Below are 19571 nucleotides of genomic sequence, written 5' to 3'. Positions count from 1 at the left end.
CTCGAGGCTCAGAACTTCTGAAGCAGGCGCTCGTAGAACGCTGAGTCCGATCCGTCGGCGTCGGCCAACTTCTCTACGATGAGTTCGGGCGTCGAGCGCGCAAGGTGGTCTTTCACCGGCGAGCGGTCCACCACCAGTTCGCCGTTCTCGAGGCCGAGCGCTTCGATGCCGTCGACCGCGATGTCGAAGTCGGCGGCCTCGCGGATCTCGCCCGCAAGGTGCGAAACGAAAACGGCCGTCGCGTCCTGCTCGGCGAGCGCTTCGAGGATCCCGGCGACGATCTTCGCAGACGCGCCCGGTTCGGTGATGCTCTCGAGTTCGTCGACGAGGACGAGGCGATCGGCAGCGCCGTCAGCCAACCCGCGGAAGTCGCGGAGCGTGCTCTCAAACGCGCCAGCGTCGAGCGTGCCCTGGGTCTTTGCGTAGTAGTGCAGTTCAGAGAAGCGCTGGAGTTCGACGCGCTCGGCGGGCACGGGGAGCCCCATCTGCGCGAGGACGACCACGAGCGCGACGAGGTCCAGCGTCGACGTCTTCCCGCCGGAGTTGACGCCCGAGAGCAGCGTTGCGCCTGAAACTTCGTAGTCGACTGGATCGACTGCCTCGAAGGAAACGTCGAGCAGGGGGGAACGGCCCCCCTCGATGGCGAAGCCGGGAACGTCGGCGTCGGCCGCATCGTCCTCCGCCGCCGCGTCGAGAAACGCGGGAAGCGTGCAGTCGAAATCGGCCGCGAACCGCGCGACTGCGAGTTCGACGTCGAGTTCGAGCGCGTCGCGGACCAGCGTCTCTACGGGCTCGCGAAGGGCCGCGAGATCCGCGGCGAGTTCGCGTTTCAGCCGCGCGGCTCGACGGTCGCGTCCAGCGGTAAGTTCCGTCCGGAGCCGCGAGATCACGGCCTCCTCGTGCTCGACGGGAAACGAGGGGCCGTCGGGGAACGCGCGCTCGGCGAAATCGGCCTCCTCGGGTCGCAACTCCAGCGCCTCCACGAGGTGCTCGCGGGCGGCCGCGATTGCGTTGTCGTACTCGTCGGCGAGTTCGCGGTCGAGCAGCGAGTCGACGCGCGCCCCCTGTTCGACGAGCGAGAGAAAATCTGTGCCCTCGATGGTCACGTCGCGCTCCCGGATCGCGTCGCGGAGGCGGTCGTTTGCGACCGACTCGGCGGTTGAGACGGTGGCGTCGAGGTCGTCGACCGCTGTCGAGAGCCGATCGAGTTCCGCGTCCCCGACGATTGTACCGTCCTCGTCCAACCGGCCCAGCGCGTCACGCAACGCCGACAGATCGCACGGCGGCTCGATTTCAGCCGTCTCGTGGACTTCTGCGGCCGCGAGAATGCGGTCGCGGTTCTCGGCGAACCGCGCCAACACTCGCTCGGGAACGATTTCCGCCTGCGCCTCCAGCGCGTGGGGCCGGACGCGGACGTCGCCCGCAATGTCGACACCGGCGAACTGCTCGTCGAGGACGACAACCGTCGCGTACGAGCGGGCGAGTTCGGCGAGGCCCCGGGCGTCCTCGACGACTTCGACGGAGAGTTCCGGGAACGCCTCCTCCGCTTCGGCGTAGCGCTCGGCGTCGGCTGTTGCGAGACAGCGGTCCCGAACCCGCCGCGTCGACGGCGGTGCGACCGGTTCCACGCCGTCGAGAGCATCGAGCACATCGGAGTCGGGGTCGCGGTCGGTCGCCCGTTCGACGAACTCCCGCACCTCCGCGATCCGCGACGCCGACTGCGTCGGGTAGAACGTCTCGATCCGCCGAGCGGCGTAGTCGGTGACGGTCCGCTCGCGGAGGAGGCCGAGCACGTCGCCGTAGACCTCCCTGGCTCGATCGGTCGCGAGAAATCCGCCGTCGTCGTCGTGGCGCCGACGGATCGCTCCGCGCGCGACCGCGGCGGCCCGCCCCTCCGAGAGTCCGGGTGCACTGGCCAATGTGGCTACATCGCCCGCTCTGAGGGCCCGCTCGGCGTCGTCGAGTTCCGACAGCGCCGCCGCCGTCTTCTCGCCGACGCCCGGAATCGCCTCGAACTCCATTCGGGGAGGGGTTGGCTCGCCATCCGACATAACGTTACGGGTGCCGGGGATACGTAAGGGCCCGCAGCGTCACACGACAACGCGCTTTTGCGACTGCGACAGAAATGGCGCGTATGCCCACCCGACCGGACACCGGCGACGAGACGGCCCACGACGCCGGCGTCGCCACCAAGACGGCTGCCGTCCGCGACTCGCTGGCCGACTGCGACGGCGTCCTGATCGCGTTCTCGGGCGGCGTCGACTCCTCAGTCGTTGCCGCACTCGCGCACGACGTGCTCGGAGACGACGCCGTCGCGTGCACTGCCAAATCCGAGACGCTCCCCGACGCCGAACTCGACGACGCTCGACGCGTCGCCAGGGAGATCGGGATCCCACACGAGATCGTCGAATTCTCCGAACTCGACGACCCGAACTTCGTGCAAAACGACGGGGACCGGTGCTACCACTGCCGAACGATGCGTCTCGGGCGGATGTACGACGCGGCTGCGGAACTCGGCATCGAGACGGTCTGCGACGGGACCAACGCCTCCGATCCCGGCGAGGGCCACCGCCCTGGTCTCCGCGCGGTCGAGGAACTGGACGTTCGCTCGCCGCTGCTGGAGGCCGGTGTCGAGAAGGACGAGGTCCGCGAGATCGCCGAGTCCCACGGCCTGTCGGTCGCCGACAAGCCCGCAATGGCGTGTCTCTCCTCGCGGATCCCCACGGGACTGGAAGTGACCGACGAACGACTCACGCGGATCGAGAAGGCCGAGCGCGTGCTGCGCGAATGGGGCTTCTCACAGTTCCGAGTGCGCGACCACGACGGCCTCGCGCGAATCGAGATCGCCCCCGACGAATTTGCGGGCGCGCTGAATCACGATTTTGTCGTCGCGGCCCGCGAACACCTCTCGGACCTGGGCTTCGAGCACGTGACGCTCGATCTCCACGGCTATCGGACCGGGAGCGTCAGCCCCGACTCCGAGGGTGACGCATCCGAAGACAGTGAGACGGTCGTCGACGACGTGTTCGACGCCGAGTATCCGACCCAGTAACGGCGGAGAGACCGGGTCGCAAGCGACGGACGACCTATCTGCCGTGTGGGGCCGCTCACTGGTCGCGCGGGATCATCCGCTGGCCGCACAGGACCATCCACCGGTCGCGCAGGATCACTCGCCTTCCGTACGGGACAGCCTCCCCACCGGTTACTCGGTACCCGTCCACCGCAGCGCCAGGAGGGTCCCCTCGAAGAGGACGATCATCGTCAACGCGATGATGATCGGAGCCATCCCCGTCGGGTCGGGGCTGACGAGGAACGCCAGTCCGAGGAACGTCCCCCAGAAGAGCAGCCGCCGGTCGACCATCCACTGCCGCGTGACGAGATTCATCATAATCGCCAGCATCACGAAAAGTGGAATCTGGAAGATGATGGCGTTATAGCCCATCAGGATGAGGATGAGATTGAACGTCTCCTTCAGCCCGAACGCCACCAGTGCCGTCCCGGTGGTGTAGGAGGTGAAGTACGCGAAAATCGCCGGCAGGACGATGAAGTGCGCGAACGAGATGCCGATGAAAGCGAGGATCAGACTTGTCGGGACTGCCGCGAGATAGTACCGGCGCTCTTTTTCATACAGCCCCGGCCGCATAAACAGATACGTCTCGTAGACGAACGCGGGTAATCCGACGACGAGGCCGCCGAGGGCGGCGACTTTCAGCTCGGTCAACACCAGTTCGAGCGGGCCGTACACGCGGGGTCGCCGGTCGACCATCTCCGGCGCGCCGGGGATGTGCTTGTTCCACAGGAAGTCGATGACCTGCGTCGAACTGACGAGGTCGACCCCGAACGCGGAGTTGACGAGGTCCGCACCGGGGTACAACAGCAGCGTCACGAGACCGCCGATGCCGAGGACGACCGCCAGCCGGCGGATCATCTCCTCGATGTGCGCCGCCAATGGCATTTCCTCGTCGCTCTCGGGGCCCTCAGAGACGATTCCATCGTCGATCATCGGGTCGTTGACGCCGACCTCGCCGGCACCGCCGGCACCCATCGACGCGCCGCCGTCCGTCCCGGTCACGACGTCGCCGCCCGTCTCCGGACCGGCGTCGACAGCCGGGGCGTCGGCCGCCTCAGTGACGTCGACGCCCGTCGGAGCCGGATCGAGTCCCTCGGTCGCCGGCTTCTCGTCGGTGCGGTCGTCGTCCGCCGCCGGGTCGCTTTCGCCGTCAGCCGGCGAGTCGTCGTCAGTCCCTGCCAGGACGTCGGGGTCGATGTCGCCGAACTCCACGTCGACTGCAGTGGCCTCGCAAGCCTCCGCTCGGGGCGCCTGCACCGATTCGGTCTCGTCGTTGGCGTCAGTCGTCGCCTCGTCGCCGGATTCGGAGTCACCGTCTGAGACGTCCGGCTGCTCCGAATCGGCCTCGGTGTCATCCGTCGAATCCGACGGCGATCCCTCAGTTGCGGGCGACTCGTCACCGGTTCGGCTCTCGTCCGCTGACTCGGGTGACGCGTCGCTATCGGTGTCGCCAGCGGACGAGTCGACCTCGATGGGCTCGTCCCCGGACGACGGCTGCTCGGACGTCGAGTCTGCCGTGCCCGTCTCGGCTCCGTTCGGTTTGGCGTCCGTCTGCTCTGGCTCGGACTGCTCCGCGTCGGACTCAGGAGCGCTGGACGCAGGCGCGTCGTCGGGCGTCCGATCTGCGTCCTCCGAGTCGTCGGCCATTCACCTGACGTTCGCCTCCGGGTTCTTATAGGCCTTTCCGCATCGTCTCGCTGGCGCGTTCGGCTGATCCGCCGACGGGGGCCGGACCACCGGCTTCGCCGACAGCGAGCGGTCGTGTCGAAAAGATTGATAACTGCGAGCCAGTTCACGTTACCTATGTCCAGCGCGCTCGACGACGATACCAGAGAGACGCTCGACGCCGGTCGTGAGACCGCCGGCGCGATGCTTCGAGCCGCGCAGAAGGACCTCCAGAAGGTATTCATCGTCTTCCTGATCGGATTTCTCGGCTCCTTCTACGCTCTCCGGCTCTTCATTTGGGATTTCTTCAAGGGAGTCACTCGCGCGCAGATGTCGTCGCAGGTGAGCGGCGAAGTCTCGATTATCGCGCAGACGCCGTTCGACGTGATCCTCCTGCAGGCGAAGATCGGCCTCGTCGTCGGCATCCTCCTCGCGCTGCCGATTTTCCTCTACTTCGCGAAAGACGCACTCATCGAGCGCGGACTGTGGCCGTCTGCGTCGATCCCGATCTGGAAGGGCGCACTCGTCGTCGCCGGAATGGCGCTGCTCTTCGGGCTCGGCATCGGCTACGGCTACTACGTCTTTTTCCCGTTCACGTTCTCGTTCCTCGCACGGAACGCCATCGCCGCCGGCTTCGCGCCGACGTACTCGATCGTCAAGTGGGCGCAGTTCATTTTCCTGCTCACCGTCTCGTTCGGGCTTGCGAGCCAACTCCCGCTCGTGATGACCGCGCTCTCGTACGCGGAGATCGTTCCCTACGAGACGTTCCGGGACAAGTGGCGGCACGCCGTCGTCGGCGTCTTCGCCGTCGGCGCCCTGTTCACGCCGCCGGACCCGTTCACCCAGATTATGTGGGCGATCCCGGTGATGGCGCTCTACGGCTTCAGCCTCTATCTCGCGAAGGTCGTCACCGTCGCGCGGCGGGGGAGCGAACGGATGGACGTCGTCGGCACCGCTCGAGCCCACTGGAACGCCGTCGCCGGTGTGGGCATCGTCGGCGCGCTCGCGACCTACGCGTTCTTCGAGCGCGGCGGCATCGAACTCTTCAACGACGGACTGGCCGTGATCGGGAGCAACTACTCCGTGTACGCGCCGTCGTCGTTCGTCATTCTCGGCGCGTACGTCCTCTTCGCGGCGATCCTGGCCGCGGTCGTAGCGATCGGCTACTTCGTCTACCGTGACCTCGACGACCTCGCCGTCGTCGAGGCCGGCGTCGGTGACCCTGCCGCAATCGATCTGGCTGACCTCGACGCCGCCGGGGTCCGGGCCGCGCCGCCGGAAGTATTCGGCGCGCTGGACGAAGACGAGGCAATGGACGCTGCGGGTGATGCGCTGGATGCGGGCGACAAAGCGAAAGCCCAGGCCATCGTCGACCGCTTCGACGCCGACGGCGGTTCCGTCGACGCGACCGAGGGGGCGGCAACCGCATCTGACGCCGCCGCCGCTGGCACCGACACCGCTGGCGGCGGATCGATCAGCGACCGGGCCCGCCGGGCCGGCAGCACGTTCTTCGAGGAGTTCACCGACGACGATGCCGCCGATGCGGAGGCGGCCGCCGACCTCGGAGACGGGGACGACGGGAGCGACGAAGGCGAGATCGAAGGGTACTACACCGACCTCCGGTTCATCCTCGACTCGGTCACGTCGAACGCGTTCCGCATCGTGGCCGTCTTTATGACCGTGCTGGCACTCACGTTCGGCTGGCTCTACACCGGCGGGATCAAGCGTGTCTACGAGGACTTCCTCCGCCGACTACCCGCACAGGTGACGCCCGAGGAAGTCCTCAACGTCGTCGCGCTGCACCCGATGGAGGCGCTCGTCTTCGAGGTGAAGTTCTCGACGATCATCGCAGCGCTCGTGACGCTGCCGCTCGTGGCGTACTACGCCTGGCCGGCGCTCAGAGAGCGGAACATCATCCGTCAACGCCGCCGAGCCGTCTTCGTGTGGACCGGTGCGCTCGTGGCAGGCCTGCTCGGCGGGTTCGTACTCGGCTACACCACCATCGCGCCGTCGGTCATCTCCTGGCTCGTCAACGACACCGTCCGAGCGAATATGGTGATCGCCTACCGCATCACCAACTTCTTCTGGCTCATCTTCTTCACGACCGCCGGCATCGGTCTCCTGGCCGACGTGCCGATCCTGATGATCCTGCTCAACAGCGCGGGGATCGGCTACGAGCGGATGCGAGGCCGCTGGCGCGAGGTGACCGTCGGCATCCTCGCGATCGCGGCGGTGTTCACACCGGCGGACATCCTCACGATGTTCCTGGTGACGATCCCGCTGATGGCCGCGTACACGATCGGACTCGGGGTCCTGTTCGTGATTACGCTCGGCGGCCGTCGGGACCTCGCGCCGTCGCGCGGTGCCGAGATCTGACGACCCTCTGCAGACCGGGATCCGTCTGCGACCCGCCGCTCTCAACCCTGGCTGTGCGGAGTCATCGCACACCCAGCGGCGAGAGCCAATATCTAAATATTCTCGAGATAATCTTTGAGTATGCCCAAGATAAGCGTCGAGATCCCCGAAGAGCTTCTCGCTGATCTCGACGAGCACGTCGGCGACGACGGCAAGTTCGTGAACCGGAGCGATGCCGTCCGGGCGTCGATACGGAAGACACTGGACCTCCTCGATCAGATAGATTCTCGGCACGGCCGCCTGGACGAAAATGAGTGAGACGCGAAGCCAAGTCGGCTCTGCGGCACTCGTCGCGCTGTTCGTGACGGCGCTGACGACGGCGCAACTGACGGCCTCGAAACTCCTGGCCTTCGGGCTCCCCGTCGAGTTGCCCGTGACCGGGGCAACGATCATTCTGCCCGGGGCCGCGCTGGCGTACGCGCTGACGTTCTTCGCCTCGGACTGTTACTCTGAACTGTACGGGCGCCGCGCCGCGCAAGTGATGGTCAACGTGGGATTCGTGATGAACTTCGTCCTCCTGGCGCTGGTGTGGAGCACGATCCTCGCGCCTGCGGCGAATCCGGAGGCCGCTTCGCAGTACCGCGCGGTGCTCGCCCCGGGCACGAACGTCGTCCTCGGGAGTCTGCTGGCGTACATCGTGAGTCAGAACTGGGACGTCCTCGTTTTCCACCGGATCCGCGACGCCACCGGCGAGTCGATGCTGTGGCTCCGCAACGTCGCCTCAACGGCCACGAGCCAGGCGATCGACACGGTCCTCTTTGTCACCGTCGCGTTCTACGTCGCGCCGCGCGTGCTCGGCCTCGGAAATCCGCTCCCCGTTTCGGTCGTGCTCTCGCTGATCGCCGGGCAGTATCTGTTGAAACTGCTCATCGCGCTGGTCGATACCCCGTTCGTCTACGCCGTCGTCGGCGCGCTCGGCGGCTCACAGATTTCGAGCGGCGAGGACGCCTGGGCCGCCAAGTGAACTCCCCCTCCCTACTCGCTCGCTCCGCCCGCTCGTTGCGGAAGGGGCTTTGACGCCTTGATTCAGGTAACTGGCTGCACTACTCGCCGTCGACGATCTCGGCGAACCCGTAGTTCGATTTGACGTCCGTGATACGGATTCGGATCGAATCGCCCGTCTCCACTTCGGGGACGAACAGCGTGTACCCGTCGAGTTTCACGACGCCGTCGCCCTCGCTGCCGACGTCGTCGACGACAACGTCCCGTTCGTCGCCCTCCGAAACCGGGGCCGTGATGCGGTGCTTCCCGACGAGATACAGTTCGGAGGAAGAATCCCGCGAGGCCTCGGGGCGGACCGAGCGGACGTACTCGAACTCGTCGTCGACGTCGGCTTTCAGGCCGTCGAGGTCCTGCCCGTCGAACACCTTCGCAACGAAGTCGCCGCCGGCCGGTAGCAACTCCATGGCTACCTCCAGCGCCTGTCGCGCGAGGTGCACCGAGCGCGCGTGATCGACGGAGTACTCGCCCGTCATATTCGGAGCCATATCCGAGATAACCACGTCGGCTCCGTCCTCGCCGACCCGCTTGCGGAGTTCGGCCTTCGTCTCCTCGTCGGTCATATCGCCGCGGATCGTCTCGACGTTCACCACGTCGAGGTCCCGGATCCGCTGGAAGTCGACGCCGAGGACAGTCCCCTGTTCGCCGACCGCCTCGCTGGCGACCTGAAGCCAGCCGCCGGGGGCCGCGCCCAGGTCGACGACGGTGTTACCGGGACCGAACAGACCGGTTTTCTCGTCCAGTTGTTTCAGTTTGTATGCCGAACGGGCGCGGTAGCCCTCCTGTTTGGCCCTGTTGTAGTACTCGTCCCGACCTGTCATACATACCTCACCAAATTCCTTGACATATTCTCCCCGAAAACTGCCAGCGAATTCGCGTTCATACATCACTGGACGCCGTCGAACCGGAAAGGTACATCGGATGGTGTCTGTAGCGGTCCCGGCTTGTGATAGTAGCGTTTGCAAGTCTTTGCTCACTCGATCGCACGGCTACGTGCGATCGGCTGTGTAATCAGTTGCAAACGCTACTATATCTGTGTCACTGATCACCCGACACGAGAGAGGCACTGAACGCTCGTCGCGGGGTCATCGCCACGGCGGCCGCGAACGCTCTGTTCTGACGGTCACAATCTTTACTCTCTCACTGTCCTATGGTACGCTTTGTCGACGTCGCTGACCCCTATGAGAGTCCCCCGTCTCCCGAGAACGCTACGCTTACGATACCGGACGCTCGTGGCCGCCCGACCCGAGTGGCCTCGAGCACTGGCGTTACTGGCTGGTGTGGGGCTTCTCGGCTCCGGGCTCTCCGTTCTATATGAGATCACGAACGTCGTCGGGGGGACCGAGTGGTTGACTGTCGCCGCCCTGCTCGCGTTCGTCGGTGCGACGGCGGCGCGGACCCTCCCGCTCAGGACCGGACTCGGGGTGGGCGGCCTCTTGCTCGCACTCGGAGTCAGTGGACATCTCCTCTCACTGCCGAACACGTCCGCCGCAGTCACGTCTCTCCGCGTCCTGCGGGACCTCGCTGCTCTGGTCTTCGGCGACCTCACCCTGCTGCGGATCGTCCGCGCCGACCTCTGGGCGATCGGGATCGCTCCCGCCCCGGTCTTCGTCACGTGGTATCTCCTGCTTCGGCGGAAGTACGCTTTCGGTGCCTGGGTTGGCGGACTCACGCTCGGGTTCTTCCTCATCACCGGCGATGCCAGTCGTGCCGTCGCGCTCTGTGGCGTCACAAGCGCACTCGCGGTGCTGGGCTTTGGGACGCTCGATCGCTCGAGAGCGTCGTGGAGCGAGATCCGCGACCTCGGAATCGTGCTGGCCGCCGCCGTCGTGTTCGCACGGTTGGCTCGCCCCGTCACCGCCGAGGTGTTCTCGCCGGCCGGCGACGCGTCGTTCTCCAGCGAATCGGGACCGTCCGGGGCCGCGACGATCGAAGGAAGTCTCCACGACGCACCGGGTCGGATCGACATCCAGGGGTCGATCTCTCTCTCGTCGACGGTCCGGTTCACCGTGACGGCGGATCGCGCCGCGCTCTGGCACGCCGCCGCCTACGACCGATTTACTGGCGACGGCTGGGTCCGCTCGGGCGATTCCAACGACTACGATGGCTCGCTGGGGTCGCCTCCCGGCAAGACCGAGAACATCGAGCAGACCTTCGTGGCCGAGGCGTCGGTCGAGACGATGCCGGCCGCCTGGAACCCGGTCAGCGTCGGGTCCGACGTCGCCGCCCGAACGCGCGTCACGGACCTGGGCAGCCTCCAACCGGGGCAGCCGTTCGACGCGGGGGAGTCGTACTCGGTCACGAGCGAACGGCCGGTCCGGGACGCCGCCGCGCTCCGAGAGGCCACGGGATCGATCCCCGACGCGATCCGCGAGCGCTACCTCGAACTCCCGGCCAGCACGCCGGCCCGTATCGGACGACTCGCGGCCGAACTCACCGCGGACACCGAGACGGCGTTCGAGAAGACGGTGACAGTCGAGCAGTGGCTCGAGAACAACCGGGAGTACTCGCTCGACGTCAATCGTCCGGATGGGAACGTCGCGGACGCGTTCGTCTTCCGGATGGACCGCGGCTACTGCGTCTACTTCGCGACGGCGATGACGGTTATGCTCAGGACGCTCGACGTCCCCGCGCGGTTCGCCGTGGGGTATTCGACGGGCCAGCCGGTGAGCGACACCGAGTGGGTGGTTCGCGGCTTCAACTCCCACGCGTGGGTGGAGGTCTACTTCCCCGAAATCGGGTGGGTGTCGTTCGATCCGACGCCCAGCGCGCCACGGCAAGCGGTCCGACGGCGTCGGTTGCAGACGGTCCGGCAGTCGAACCTGACCGGCGTCGACACTGCTCGCACGCGCCTCAGTGCGGCACGATCGACGGCCGCAACGCCAGACAACGCGACGGCTCCACCGGCGGCCAACGGCTCCACCGGCGCACCCCCGGCGACCCCATCCTCGAACCAGAGCCAGGTCGACGAGCGCCGGGGCACGGTCACGGTTGACGCGGGCGCAGTTACCCCCGACTCGTTGACCGATCCCGAGTCGGAGTCCGCCGTCACTCGACGCTCGCTCCTCGCAGACCTCTCCGGTCCCAATGGACTGGCGCTCGTGGCGGGAGCCGCCGGTCTGGCTCTCGGTGCGTCGAAGTTCGGCCTCCTGCAGCGCGGTCGCCGGGCCGTCGATCGCTACTGGCAACCTCCCACGGGCTCGCCTCGACAGGATGTCGAACGGGCGTTTGACCGGGTCGAGGCCGTCCTCGCACGGCAGTATCGTTCGCGACGGGACGGGGAAACCCGCCGAGAGTACGTCGCAGCCGTCCAGCAGCGCGGCACGCAGGACGACCGCTTGGACCGCCTGGTCGACCTCTACGAACACGCAGTGTACAGAGGAGACGTCTCGCGACAGCGTGCTGACGAAGCGCGCGAGATCGCGACGCAGATCGGTCGTGAAGACTCTCTACTGCCGAAACTGCGTACCGAGACGAACCGATAGTCCGCGCCAAGACTGCACCTGCGGGTTCCCTCCGGACCCGATACGACACCCGGATCCCCCCGAGGTGCATCGCGCGCGTGAAGAAGAATCAGGAGTATTTTTAAGCCCGCTGTCGTACCTGCGCGCATATGTTCAAGGCCATCGTGGGCGCGTCCACGCTCCAGGACGCACTCGATTCCGTGAGCGTGCTGGTCGACGAGTGCAAGATCCGACTGAACGAGGACGAACTGTCGATTCGCGCGGTGGACCCTGCGAACGTCGGGATGGTGGATCTTTCGCTCGATGCGGCCGCGTTCGAATCCTACGAGGCTGACGGGGGCGTCATCGGTGTCAACCTCGCGAAACTCGAAGACTTCGTCGGGATGGCCTCGGGTGACGAACTGGTCGAACTCGAACTCGACGAGGAGACGCGGAAGCTCAACATCCGGATGGACGGCCTCTCCTCGACGCTGGCGCTCATCGATCCCGACTCGATCCGCCAGGAGCCAGACATCCCGGATCTGGACCTCTCCGCAGAGATCGTTCTCGAAGGCGCTCAACTGGACCGCGGGATCAAGGCCGCCGATATGGTCTCCGATCACGTCCGCCTCCGGGTCGACGCCGCCGAGGAGGCCTTCCACATCGAGGCCGAGGGAGACACCGACGACGTCGACTTCGAACTCGAAGCCGGGGACCTGATCGCGCTCACCGCCGGGTCGGCCGACTCGCTGTTCTCGCTTGACTACCTGAAGGATATGAACAAGGCGATCCCGAAAGACGCCGAGGTGACAATCGAACTTGGCGAGGAGTTCCCGGTGAAGATCCACTACGCGGTCGCCGAAGGGCAGGGCAACGTCACGTATATGCTCGCGCCGCGTATCCAGAGCGAGTAAGCGTCCTGGCAGCCGGCACCGACTCGACCGCTCACCCGCGGTGGCGATCGATGACGCGCTTTGCCGCCTCGGCTTTCTCCTTCCACCCGTACCCCGCCTCGTAGACGTGACGCTTCGCGTCAACGAGCGCCCCGGGCGACGACTCCTCGAAGCCGCCGCGAGCCCACGCACCGCTCTCTTCGAGCCATTCGATCACGTTCGCTCTCGTCTCCGACCACGAGAGCCCGACCATCTCGTACCACGCGATCATCGCGAACACCGCGTTGTCGTGGCAGCCGGGGACGCTCCCCTTGGCGTATATGATCCGCATCGGTTCTCTGGTCGGCTCGGAGACCTGCTCGCGGAACTCCGCGGCGGTCCGAAGCCTGAGGACGTCGTTGCGCTTCGTGACGCGCTCGTCGCGCTGGAGGCGATCGAGTGCCGCGCGGTGGAGCGACCCCCACCCGCCATCGACGGCGTCGTAAAGCGCCGTCTCTTCGAGCGGACCGGCCGACAACTCCGCGATGACGTCGGTGTACGCCTTCTCGACGTCCGGCCAGGGCGTCCCCTCGAACTCGCAACCGGCGTCGTGGAGGCTGTTCGTGGCCCGGCAGTCGGGGCACGGATAGTCGAACTGCGGCACAGCCACGAGAACGCCGCCTGCGCTCTTAGGTGCCACGGTGTCTCCGCCGTTTCTCCCCCGACCGCCGTGTTTATTCGGCGGCGCTCGAAACGACCAGGTGATGCCGATCGACCCGCTCTACGCCCGCTATCCCTTCTTCGACGGGGCGCGCGAGGCCGTTCGCGAGGCGGACATCTCCCCGGCGGCACTCATCGCCGAGGACGCGCCCGCTGTCGAACGCGGCCGCGAGCGGGTCGAACGCGCACTGATGAACGGAACCGTCGCGGCCGAGGAACCGGAACGGTGGAGTCGTCGTGAACAGTTGCTCTCGTACCCGATTGCGCGTATCCTCGTCTCGCTGATTGACACGCCCGCTGCGGTGGACAAGTACGCGACGGCGGAGGCGACGACCGCGCGCGAGCGGTTCCGGGCTGACTTCTCGGAACCGGACGAGGGCCCCGCGGGCCGGCGGACAGCCTCGTTGGAGACGGTTCTCCGCGAGTTCGACCTCGATGGAACGGTCCATCCGGACCGAGGCGACGGACCGGGCGGTCGCCGCGACCGAACGGCCACCGGGCGATCCGCGTCGCACTACTGGGTCGCGCTGGGGCCGTACCTCGACCTCGCCGACTCCGGCTGGGGAAGTCGCTGGCGACTCGTCAACCGCGAAGTCACAGACGGCGAGGTCCGGGTCGCCGCCGATCACCTGTATCGACTCCTCGAGGCCGCCGTCGAGGCCCGGGTGGGAGCGGGGCTCCCGTTCGAGGTGCGCGGAACCGACGGCGGCGACGCCATCGCGGACGCGCTCGAGCCGACCGTCGCAGCGCTCAAATCGCTTCTCGACGATCACGATGCGGCCGGTGAAACGGAGGTCGAGGCGGTCGTTCCGGCACTGTTCCCGCCGTGTATGAAAGCGCTGGTCCGCCGAGCTAGGGAGGGGGAGTCGCTGTCGACCCACGCGGAGTTCTCGCTTGTCTCCTTCCTCGTCGCGTTCGGGATGGACGGCGAGGACGTGGTGACACTCCTAAACGTCGCCGAGAGCAGCCCCGACGATGACGGGGACTCCGGGAACGACAGCTCGGCGGACGAGGACCGCTCACCCACCGAGCGGATCCGCGCCCGCGTTGAGTATCTCGCGGACGCCGACAGCACCCAGTTCCCGCCGCCCTCCTGTACGACGATGCAGTCCTACGGAACCTGTGTCGACCCCGACGAGCGCTGTGAGACGATTTCACATCCGCTGTCGTACTACACCGATGCAGTGAGCGAGGCTGGCGACGTTCGAGACTGGCGGGACGCGGCGAGCGGAGACTGAGGGACGGTACGTCGGACTGACGCGAATTAGTCGCTGAGGAAGATGCCTGTCGCCGCCATCACGATAATGAAAAGCGCCACCGATCCAACGAGCGCCAGCCCGCCGGTGCTTCCGAGGTCGGGCCCGAAGGTAGCGCCGATGCCGATGAACACGGCGAAGAAAACGCCGACAGAGACGATAGAGACGACGATCTTTCGCCGCATCTCCGCGTCGATATCCATACCTCCGACTTCCCGTGGCCGTTCTAAAAGCGCTTCGATGCCGAGTTCGCGGTCCTCCGGCCGCACCTCGGCCGCGGCGCGATCACGACTCGTCTTCGACGTCGGTGAGGCGGGCCTGTTCGGGGCCCCCGACGAACGACTCGAAGGATTCGCCCTCCGCGAGCGCTGTCTCCTTCTTCACGCGGTAGTTACCGCCATCGGTCACGTGCAGGTCGCCGGGGTGGAAGAAGTACCACGACTCGCGGTCGAAGCGGACGCCGATGCGGGCCTTTGCGCCGAAGTTCTGCGCGAAGTAGATCAGCGCCTCGACCTCCTCGCCGGTGAGGTAGATCGGGCGACCGGAACTGGATTTGGCCTCGATGGCGTAGAAAGTGTCGCCGTCTCCCGCCAGTACGTCCGGCAACTCCCGCTCCGTCGCCGAGCCGGACGCGGGCGCACGCATCACGGCGAAGCCGGCCTCGTCGAGGCGATTGACGAGTTCCCGCTCGCGCCGGTCACCCTTCCGATTCGAGGACATACCCCCTCTCGGTGAGTGAGCGTCTTAAACCGGACGACCCCGCGATGCCGACACGGAAATCCACGGGTATAAATACCGAACCGACCCTTGATTCGATTGATAACGGGCTCCCCGACAGCCGTCGCCGCGCCGGGATCCCCATACTACGGAAGGCCTATGGACGCAGACACTACGGTCTCGAACGTCGTGCTCGTCACGGTGGATTCACTGCGAGCGGACGCACTCGGCGCGTATGACTCGGATCGACACACTCCCGTCATCGACGGTCTCGGCGACCGGGGCACAGTGTTCGAGCGGGCCTTCGCGACCGGGAACTGGACGCCCTTCTCGTTCCCTTCGATTCTGGCGTCCCGCCCGGTCTTCGCTGATTCGGGCGAAATCGGCGTCGACGCGGTCCCGACGCTCGCCAGCGTGCTCTCGGAGGCCGGCGTCGCGACCGGGGGGTTCAACGCCGCTAACGGCTTTCTGACGTCTCACTGGGGCTACGACGACGGTTTCGACGAGTTCGAACCGTTCGTCGCCAGCGTCGGCGGCAGCATATACAGCCGTTATCTCGCTACACACCCGACCGTCGAGGCGTGGATCCAACTCGCCACGTCGCCGTTTCGTCGGATCCGGTCGCGGCTGGCGGGTGACGTCGACGACCGGCCGTTTCTGGACACCTCGCGGATGTTCGACGTCGAACACGCCGCCGCGGCGTTTCTGGACACGGTCGAGGAACCGTTCTTCCTGTGGGTGCACTATATGGATACACACACGCCCTACGTTCCCGCCCCGCGCTACATTCGCGAGGTCTCCGGTAACCGCGTCGGCACCCACCGGATGCTCCACGCCCACACGCGGACGGGACTGGGGTGGGAGGTCGGTGAACGCACCCTCTCGGACCTCCGGACCCTCTATCAGGCCGCCGCGCGGCAGGTCGACGCCAGCGTCGGCCGCCTGCTCGAATCGCTCTCGGCCAACGGCTTTGACGACGAGACGGCTGTCGTGGTGGCGGGCGACCACGGCGAGGAGTTCCAGGAGCACGGGCATCTCGCACACTACCCGAAACTGTACGACGAACTGATCCGCGTGCCGCTGATTGTCGACGTCCCCGGGACACCGGGTCGACGTGTAGAGGGGCCAGTCGGACTCGACGCCGTGCCGCCGACCGTGGCTGCCCTCCTGAACGTCGACGCCCCGGACTCCTGGGCCGGATCCTCGCTGGCACCGACGGTGCAGAACGGCGATGCACCCCTCGACCATCCTGTCGTTTCGGTCACTGTCCGGGGCGAGGAGGTGACCGCACAGCCGATTCCCCGATCGCTGTCCGACGGCGACCTGCTCATCAGCGTTCGTGACTGCGATTGGACTTACATCCGGAACATCGACAGCGAGACCGAGGAACTGTACCGCCGGCCCGACGACCCCGACCAGCAGACGGATCTGACGGCCGCCGACCTCGACGCCGACAGCGCGGGGCGAGCAGTAATCGACCGGTTCCGGCCGCTCGTCGACGCCCACGTCGAACTGCTTCGTGGACACGACAGAGTCGCCGGCAATGAGGGGGCTGAGGGTCCCAACACAGACATCGATGCGGGACTCGACGCGCGGTTGGAGGCGCTCGGATACAAGTAACGATGCTTCGGAGCTTTCTTCGCAACCTCCATAGCGGTCCGCTTGCGCTGCAACTTCGCCGGTTCGTGATCGTCGGCGCCGCCACTTCGGGCGTTCAGATGCTGCTGCTGTGGCTGTTCGTCGACATCTCCGGTCTCTACTATCTCGTCGGTGCGCTCTTTTCGATCGAGATTACGATCGTGCTCTCGTACGTGCTGAACAACGCATGGACGTTCGAGGCGACGCCGAATACCGGTGCGGAGTTCTTCTACGGGCTGGTGCGGACAAACGTCGTCAGAGGGACCGCGATTCCGATCCAGATCGGCATCCTCTACGGACTCGTGGAGTGGCTGTCGATCTTCTATCTCCTCGCGAACGCCGCCGCGATCCTGCTCAGTGGTATCTACCGCTACGTGCTCGACGCCAAGTGGACGTGGGGACAGTAACCCGAGACGTAGCGCCGGACTGCGGAGCCGACTGGATTAGGTTCCGTGGCTCCAGCTATCCATATACTCGGCCTGTGCGTCTGTCAGCGCGTCGATCTCGACTCCTTCAGCGTCGAGTTTGATCTCTGCGACCTCGCGGTCGAGCGCGTCGGGGACGTGGTGGACGCCAGCGTCGTACTCCGCAGCGTTCTCGACGAGTTCACGCACGCAGACGGCCTGGATACCGAACGATTGGTCCATTACCTCGGCGGGGTGACCGAGCGCGACTGGCGCGGCGAGGTTGACCAGTCGGCCCTCCGCGATGACGTTGAGTCGACGGCCGTCGTCCATCTCGTAGGCACGGACGCCGTCGCGGGCCTCGTACTCGTCGACCGCGAGGTCCGAGAGCGCGTCGAGGTCGATCTCGATGTCGAAGTGACCGGCGTTTGCGAGGAGCACGCCGTCTTTCATCGCCTGGAAGTCTTCGTGAGTGACGATGTCACGGTTGCCCGTCGTCGTGATGAACACGTCGCCGATTTCGGCGGCCTCATTCATCGGCATCACGTCGTAGCCCTCCATATGCGCCTCCAGCGCCCGGCGCGGTTCGACCTCGGTGACGATGACGTTCGCGTTCTGTCCGGCCGCCTTCTTCGCGACGCCCTGCCCGCAGTAGCCGTAGCCCGCGACGACGATATTCTTTCCTGCGAACGAGAGATTCGTCGTCATCGCGATTGTCGCCAGCGAAGACTCACCGGTCCCGTGGACGTTGTCGAAGAGCCGCTTCATCGGCGTGTCGTTGACGGCGAACACCGGGTATTCCAGCTCGCCGTCTTCGTCCATCGCGCGCAGGCGGTGGACGCCCGTGGTCGTCTCCTCGGCGCCGCCAACGATGGTGTCGATGAGTTCGGGGTACTCCTCGTGGATGGCGTAGACCATATCCATCCCGTCGTCGACGGTGATCGTCGGCTCGTGGGCGACGACGGACTCGATGGCGGCGTAGTACGCTTCGTCGTCGACGCCGCGCTTGGCGTAGGAGGTGATGTTGTCGTTTGCGTCGAGCGCCGCGCTCACGTCGTCGTGGGTGGAGAGCGGATTACATCCGGTGATCGCGACGTCCGCGCCGCCGAGCGCCAGCAGTTCGACGAGATTGGCCGTCTTCGCCTCGACGTGCATCGCCATCCCGAGCGTCTCTCCGGCCAGCGGCTGTTCCTCGCGGAACTGCTCGCGGAGTTCCTGGAGTATCGGCATATGCTGGAGCGCCCAGTCCATCTTCCGACGACCCTCGGAGCGAGCGACCTCGAAGTCGTTGAGGTGCTCGCTGATCGGGGGGTACGTGCTCATACGTTCGATAACGGGAGGCGGAAGAAAACCCTGCCGAAGCACCCTCCTCGTCTATCAGATAGACATCTCACATCCGCCTCGCAGAACGCTGGACAAAAATGTCTGTGGGGCTCGCACCGCCCACCTCGTGATCTCGACGCTGGAGCCTCCCAAGTCACTTGTGCGTCCCGCTACCGGCTGTCTACTGCGAGACGAGCGAACCCGCCGGGGCCACACTGATCGAGGAGGCCTTCCGGATCGATGCGGCGGACGGGCAATTCACTCTGTGTGGGTGACGAGGTCGCTGGCGTGCGCGGAAACGGTCCGCGGAAGGTGACTGGTCGGTGCGCAAGACGGGTGCTTGGGTGCCCGATCGACGCCCGAGACGGATGCCGAAGTGACCGGTCGGTATTCAAGACGGGCACTGTGGTAATCGGTCGATGCCCACGACAGGTACCGGGGTGTCCGGCTTCACTCGGGAAGCGTGAACACCAGTCGGCCCCCCTCGGTTATCCCGCGCTCGGTCGTCCAGCGGTACCCGACCTCGAGCACGTACTGGCCGCGTCCCGGGTAGCGCTGCGCTTCGCCGTTCTCGTCGGGGCCCGGTTCGGGCGCGTGGTGAATTCGGGTGATCGTGCCGTCGGCGTCGGCGTAGACGATGTCGATCCCGAAGTCCATCCCCCGCATCACGTACGTATGATCGCCGACGTTCTCGTAGACGAAGAGCATCCCGCGATCTTCCGGGAGGAACTCGGTGTCGCTGAGTCCGCGGTAGCGCAGCGCCCCGGTGTCGGCGATCGCTGCCGTGACCGATCCGAGCCGTTCACCGTCGGGGGTCTGGATCCGAACCTCGGTGGTCTCGTACTCCGGGTGAATTGGGGTTCCGGTGGGCGTCGCTGACGCCGTGGCGGCCGCGTCTGTCGTCGTCCTCGTGGCAGACGTCGCGGCCGCGTCGGTCGGCGGCACGGTCCCGCTCCCGGAGTCGGTGTCGCCACCGAACGTATCGCTTAGACAGCCGGAGAGCCCGGCAATGGCCCCGACCAGCCCGAGATACGTGCGCCGATCCATTG

At 66.1% G+C, this 19571-nt stretch carries 17 protein-coding genes; 9 read left to right on the top strand and 8 right to left on the bottom strand.

The window, feature by feature from the left end; all coding sequences use genetic code 11:
• Positions 1 to 8 precede the first annotated feature (8 nt).
• A complete protein-coding gene (locus ABEI27_RS02885) occupies positions 9 to 2021 on the bottom strand; it encodes a MutS-related protein (protein ID WP_375797900.1) in 2013 nt (670 codons plus the stop codon).
• 113 nt (positions 2022 to 2134) lie between these two features.
• Here ABEI27_RS02885 and larE point away from each other — a divergent pair, with 113 nt between their 5' ends.
• Positions 2135 to 3052, top strand: a complete 918-nt coding sequence (gene larE, locus ABEI27_RS02880) for an ATP-dependent sacrificial sulfur transferase LarE (protein ID WP_375797899.1) — start codon at positions 2135 to 2137, stop codon at positions 3050 to 3052.
• Positions 3053 to 3202: 150 nt separating this feature from the next.
• On the opposite strand, the gene ABEI27_RS02875 is transcribed toward larE, so the two are convergent.
• Positions 3203 to 4717 carry a twin-arginine translocase subunit TatC gene (locus ABEI27_RS02875; protein WP_375797898.1) on the bottom strand — a complete coding sequence of 505 codons (1515 nt, stop codon included), beginning with the start codon at positions 4715 to 4717 and terminating at the stop codon, positions 3203 to 3205.
• Between the two features lie 156 nt (positions 4718 to 4873).
• Between ABEI27_RS02875 and ABEI27_RS02870 the strand changes: the two genes are divergently transcribed.
• The 3 genes from ABEI27_RS02870 to ABEI27_RS02860 all read left to right on the top strand — a co-directional run bounded on the left by ABEI27_RS02870 (position 4874) and on the right by ABEI27_RS02860 (position 8114).
• Entirely contained in the window at positions 4874 to 7111 is a 2238-nt protein-coding gene (locus ABEI27_RS02870; RefSeq protein ID WP_375797897.1) for a twin-arginine translocase subunit TatC, read from the top strand.
• Positions 7112 to 7231: 120 nt separating this feature from the next.
• The gene (locus ABEI27_RS02865; protein ID WP_375797896.1) at positions 7232 to 7408 is read left to right on the top strand and encodes a ribbon-helix-helix domain-containing protein; all 177 of its coding nucleotides are present in this window, start codon (positions 7232 to 7234) and stop codon (positions 7406 to 7408) included.
• On the top strand, positions 7401 to 8114 hold the full coding sequence (locus ABEI27_RS02860) for a queuosine precursor transporter (protein ID WP_375797895.1): 714 nt from the start codon (positions 7401 to 7403) through the stop codon (positions 8112 to 8114). Before ABEI27_RS02865 ends, ABEI27_RS02860 begins: the two co-directional genes overlap by 8 nt.
• Positions 8115 to 8193: 79 nt before the next feature.
• On the opposite strand, the gene ABEI27_RS02855 is transcribed toward ABEI27_RS02860, so the two are convergent.
• The gene (locus ABEI27_RS02855) at positions 8194 to 8970 is read right to left on the bottom strand and encodes a 23S rRNA (uridine(2552)-2'-O)-methyltransferase (protein ID WP_375797894.1); all 777 of its coding nucleotides are present in this window, start codon (positions 8968 to 8970) and stop codon (positions 8194 to 8196) included.
• Positions 8971 to 9429: 459 nt separating this feature from the next.
• Here ABEI27_RS02855 and ABEI27_RS02850 point away from each other — a divergent pair, with 459 nt between their 5' ends.
• Positions 9430 to 11634 carry a DUF3488 and DUF4129 domain-containing transglutaminase family protein gene (locus ABEI27_RS02850; protein ID WP_375797893.1) on the top strand — a complete coding sequence of 735 codons (2205 nt, stop codon included), beginning with the start codon at positions 9430 to 9432 and terminating at the stop codon, positions 11632 to 11634.
• Positions 11635 to 11762: 128 nt separating this feature from the next.
• On the top strand, positions 11763 to 12506 hold the full coding sequence (locus tag ABEI27_RS02845) for a DNA polymerase sliding clamp (RefSeq protein ID WP_375797892.1): 744 nt from the start codon (positions 11763 to 11765) through the stop codon (positions 12504 to 12506).
• A 31-nt stretch (positions 12507 to 12537) separates the two neighbouring features.
• Here ABEI27_RS02845 and ABEI27_RS02840 read toward each other — a convergent pair whose 3' ends face one another.
• A complete protein-coding gene (locus tag ABEI27_RS02840) occupies positions 12538 to 13128 on the bottom strand; it encodes a hypothetical protein (protein ID WP_375797941.1) in 591 nt (196 codons plus the stop codon).
• A 106-nt stretch (positions 13129 to 13234) separates the two neighbouring features.
• On the opposite strand from ABEI27_RS02840, the gene ABEI27_RS02835 reads away from it, so the two are divergent.
• The gene (locus tag ABEI27_RS02835) at positions 13235 to 14422 is read left to right on the top strand and encodes a DNA primase (protein ID WP_375797940.1); all 1188 of its coding nucleotides are present in this window, start codon (positions 13235 to 13237) and stop codon (positions 14420 to 14422) included.
• Between the two features lie 26 nt (positions 14423 to 14448).
• Here the strand turns inward: ABEI27_RS02835 and ABEI27_RS02830 are convergent, their stop codons facing one another.
• On the bottom strand, positions 14449 to 14643 hold the full coding sequence (locus tag ABEI27_RS02830; RefSeq protein WP_375797891.1) for a hypothetical protein: 195 nt from the start codon (positions 14641 to 14643) through the stop codon (positions 14449 to 14451).
• An 82-nt stretch (positions 14644 to 14725) separates the two neighbouring features.
• On the bottom strand, positions 14726 to 15160 hold the full coding sequence (gene hjc / locus ABEI27_RS02825) for a Holliday junction resolvase Hjc (protein ID WP_375797890.1): 435 nt from the start codon (positions 15158 to 15160) through the stop codon (positions 14726 to 14728).
• Between the two features lie 156 nt (positions 15161 to 15316).
• On the opposite strand from hjc, the gene ABEI27_RS02820 reads away from it, so the two are divergent.
• Positions 15317 to 16777: a sulfatase gene (locus ABEI27_RS02820; protein ID WP_375797889.1), complete on the top strand. Its 1461-nt coding sequence runs from the start codon at positions 15317 to 15319 to the stop codon at positions 16775 to 16777.
• Positions 16778 to 16779: 2 nt separating this feature from the next.
• Positions 16780 to 17202 carry a GtrA family protein gene (locus ABEI27_RS02815; RefSeq protein WP_375797888.1) on the top strand — a complete coding sequence of 141 codons (423 nt, stop codon included), beginning with the start codon at positions 16780 to 16782 and terminating at the stop codon, positions 17200 to 17202.
• Positions 17203 to 17238: 36 nt separating this feature from the next.
• On the opposite strand, the gene ABEI27_RS02810 is transcribed toward ABEI27_RS02815, so the two are convergent.
• Entirely contained in the window at positions 17239 to 18522 is a 1284-nt protein-coding gene (locus ABEI27_RS02810) for an adenosylhomocysteinase (protein ID WP_375797887.1), read from the bottom strand.
• Positions 18523 to 18972: 450 nt separating this feature from the next.
• Positions 18973 to 19569, bottom strand: a complete 597-nt coding sequence (locus ABEI27_RS02805) for a DUF192 domain-containing protein (protein ID WP_375797886.1) — start codon at positions 19567 to 19569, stop codon at positions 18973 to 18975.
• Between the last annotated feature and the right edge of the window lie 2 nt (positions 19570 to 19571).

Source organism: Halobellus sp. (assembly GCF_042218505.1).
GTDB lineage: Archaea > Halobacteriota > Halobacteria > Halobacteriales > Haloferacaceae > Haloquadratum.
This window is presented reverse-complemented; position numbering and strand designations above follow the sequence as displayed.

Bases quoted from the DNA above. Each gene is read 5' to 3' on its own strand.
- ABEI27_RS02885 (WP_375797900.1), bottom strand. From the start codon at position 2,021: ATGGAGTTCGAGGCGATTCCGGGCGTCGGCGAGAAGACGGCGGCGGCG.
- larE (WP_375797899.1), top strand. From the start codon at position 2,135: ATGCCCACCCGACCGGACACCGGCGACGAGACGGCCCACGACGCCGGC.
- ABEI27_RS02875 (WP_375797898.1), bottom strand. From the start codon at position 4,717: ATGGCCGACGACTCGGAGGACGCAGATCGGACGCCCGACGACGCGCCT.
- ABEI27_RS02870 (WP_375797897.1), top strand. From the start codon at position 4,874: ATGTCCAGCGCGCTCGACGACGATACCAGAGAGACGCTCGACGCCGGT.
- ABEI27_RS02865 (WP_375797896.1), top strand. From the start codon at position 7,232: ATGCCCAAGATAAGCGTCGAGATCCCCGAAGAGCTTCTCGCTGATCTC.
- ABEI27_RS02860 (WP_375797895.1), top strand. From the start codon at position 7,401: ATGAGTGAGACGCGAAGCCAAGTCGGCTCTGCGGCACTCGTCGCGCTG.
- ABEI27_RS02855 (WP_375797894.1), bottom strand. From the start codon at position 8,970: ATGACAGGTCGGGACGAGTACTACAACAGGGCCAAACAGGAGGGCTAC.
- ABEI27_RS02845 (WP_375797892.1), top strand. From the start codon at position 11,763: ATGTTCAAGGCCATCGTGGGCGCGTCCACGCTCCAGGACGCACTCGAT.
- ABEI27_RS02830 (WP_375797891.1), bottom strand. From the start codon at position 14,643: ATGGATATCGACGCGGAGATGCGGCGAAAGATCGTCGTCTCTATCGTC.
- hjc (WP_375797890.1), bottom strand. From the start codon at position 15,160: ATGTCCTCGAATCGGAAGGGTGACCGGCGCGAGCGGGAACTCGTCAAT.
- ABEI27_RS02820 (WP_375797889.1), top strand. From the start codon at position 15,317: ATGGACGCAGACACTACGGTCTCGAACGTCGTGCTCGTCACGGTGGAT.
- ABEI27_RS02815 (WP_375797888.1), top strand. From the start codon at position 16,780: ATGCTTCGGAGCTTTCTTCGCAACCTCCATAGCGGTCCGCTTGCGCTG.
- ABEI27_RS02810 (WP_375797887.1), bottom strand. From the start codon at position 18,522: ATGAGCACGTACCCCCCGATCAGCGAGCACCTCAACGACTTCGAGGTC.
- ABEI27_RS02805 (WP_375797886.1), bottom strand. From the start codon at position 19,569: ATGGATCGGCGCACGTATCTCGGGCTGGTCGGGGCCATTGCCGGGCTC.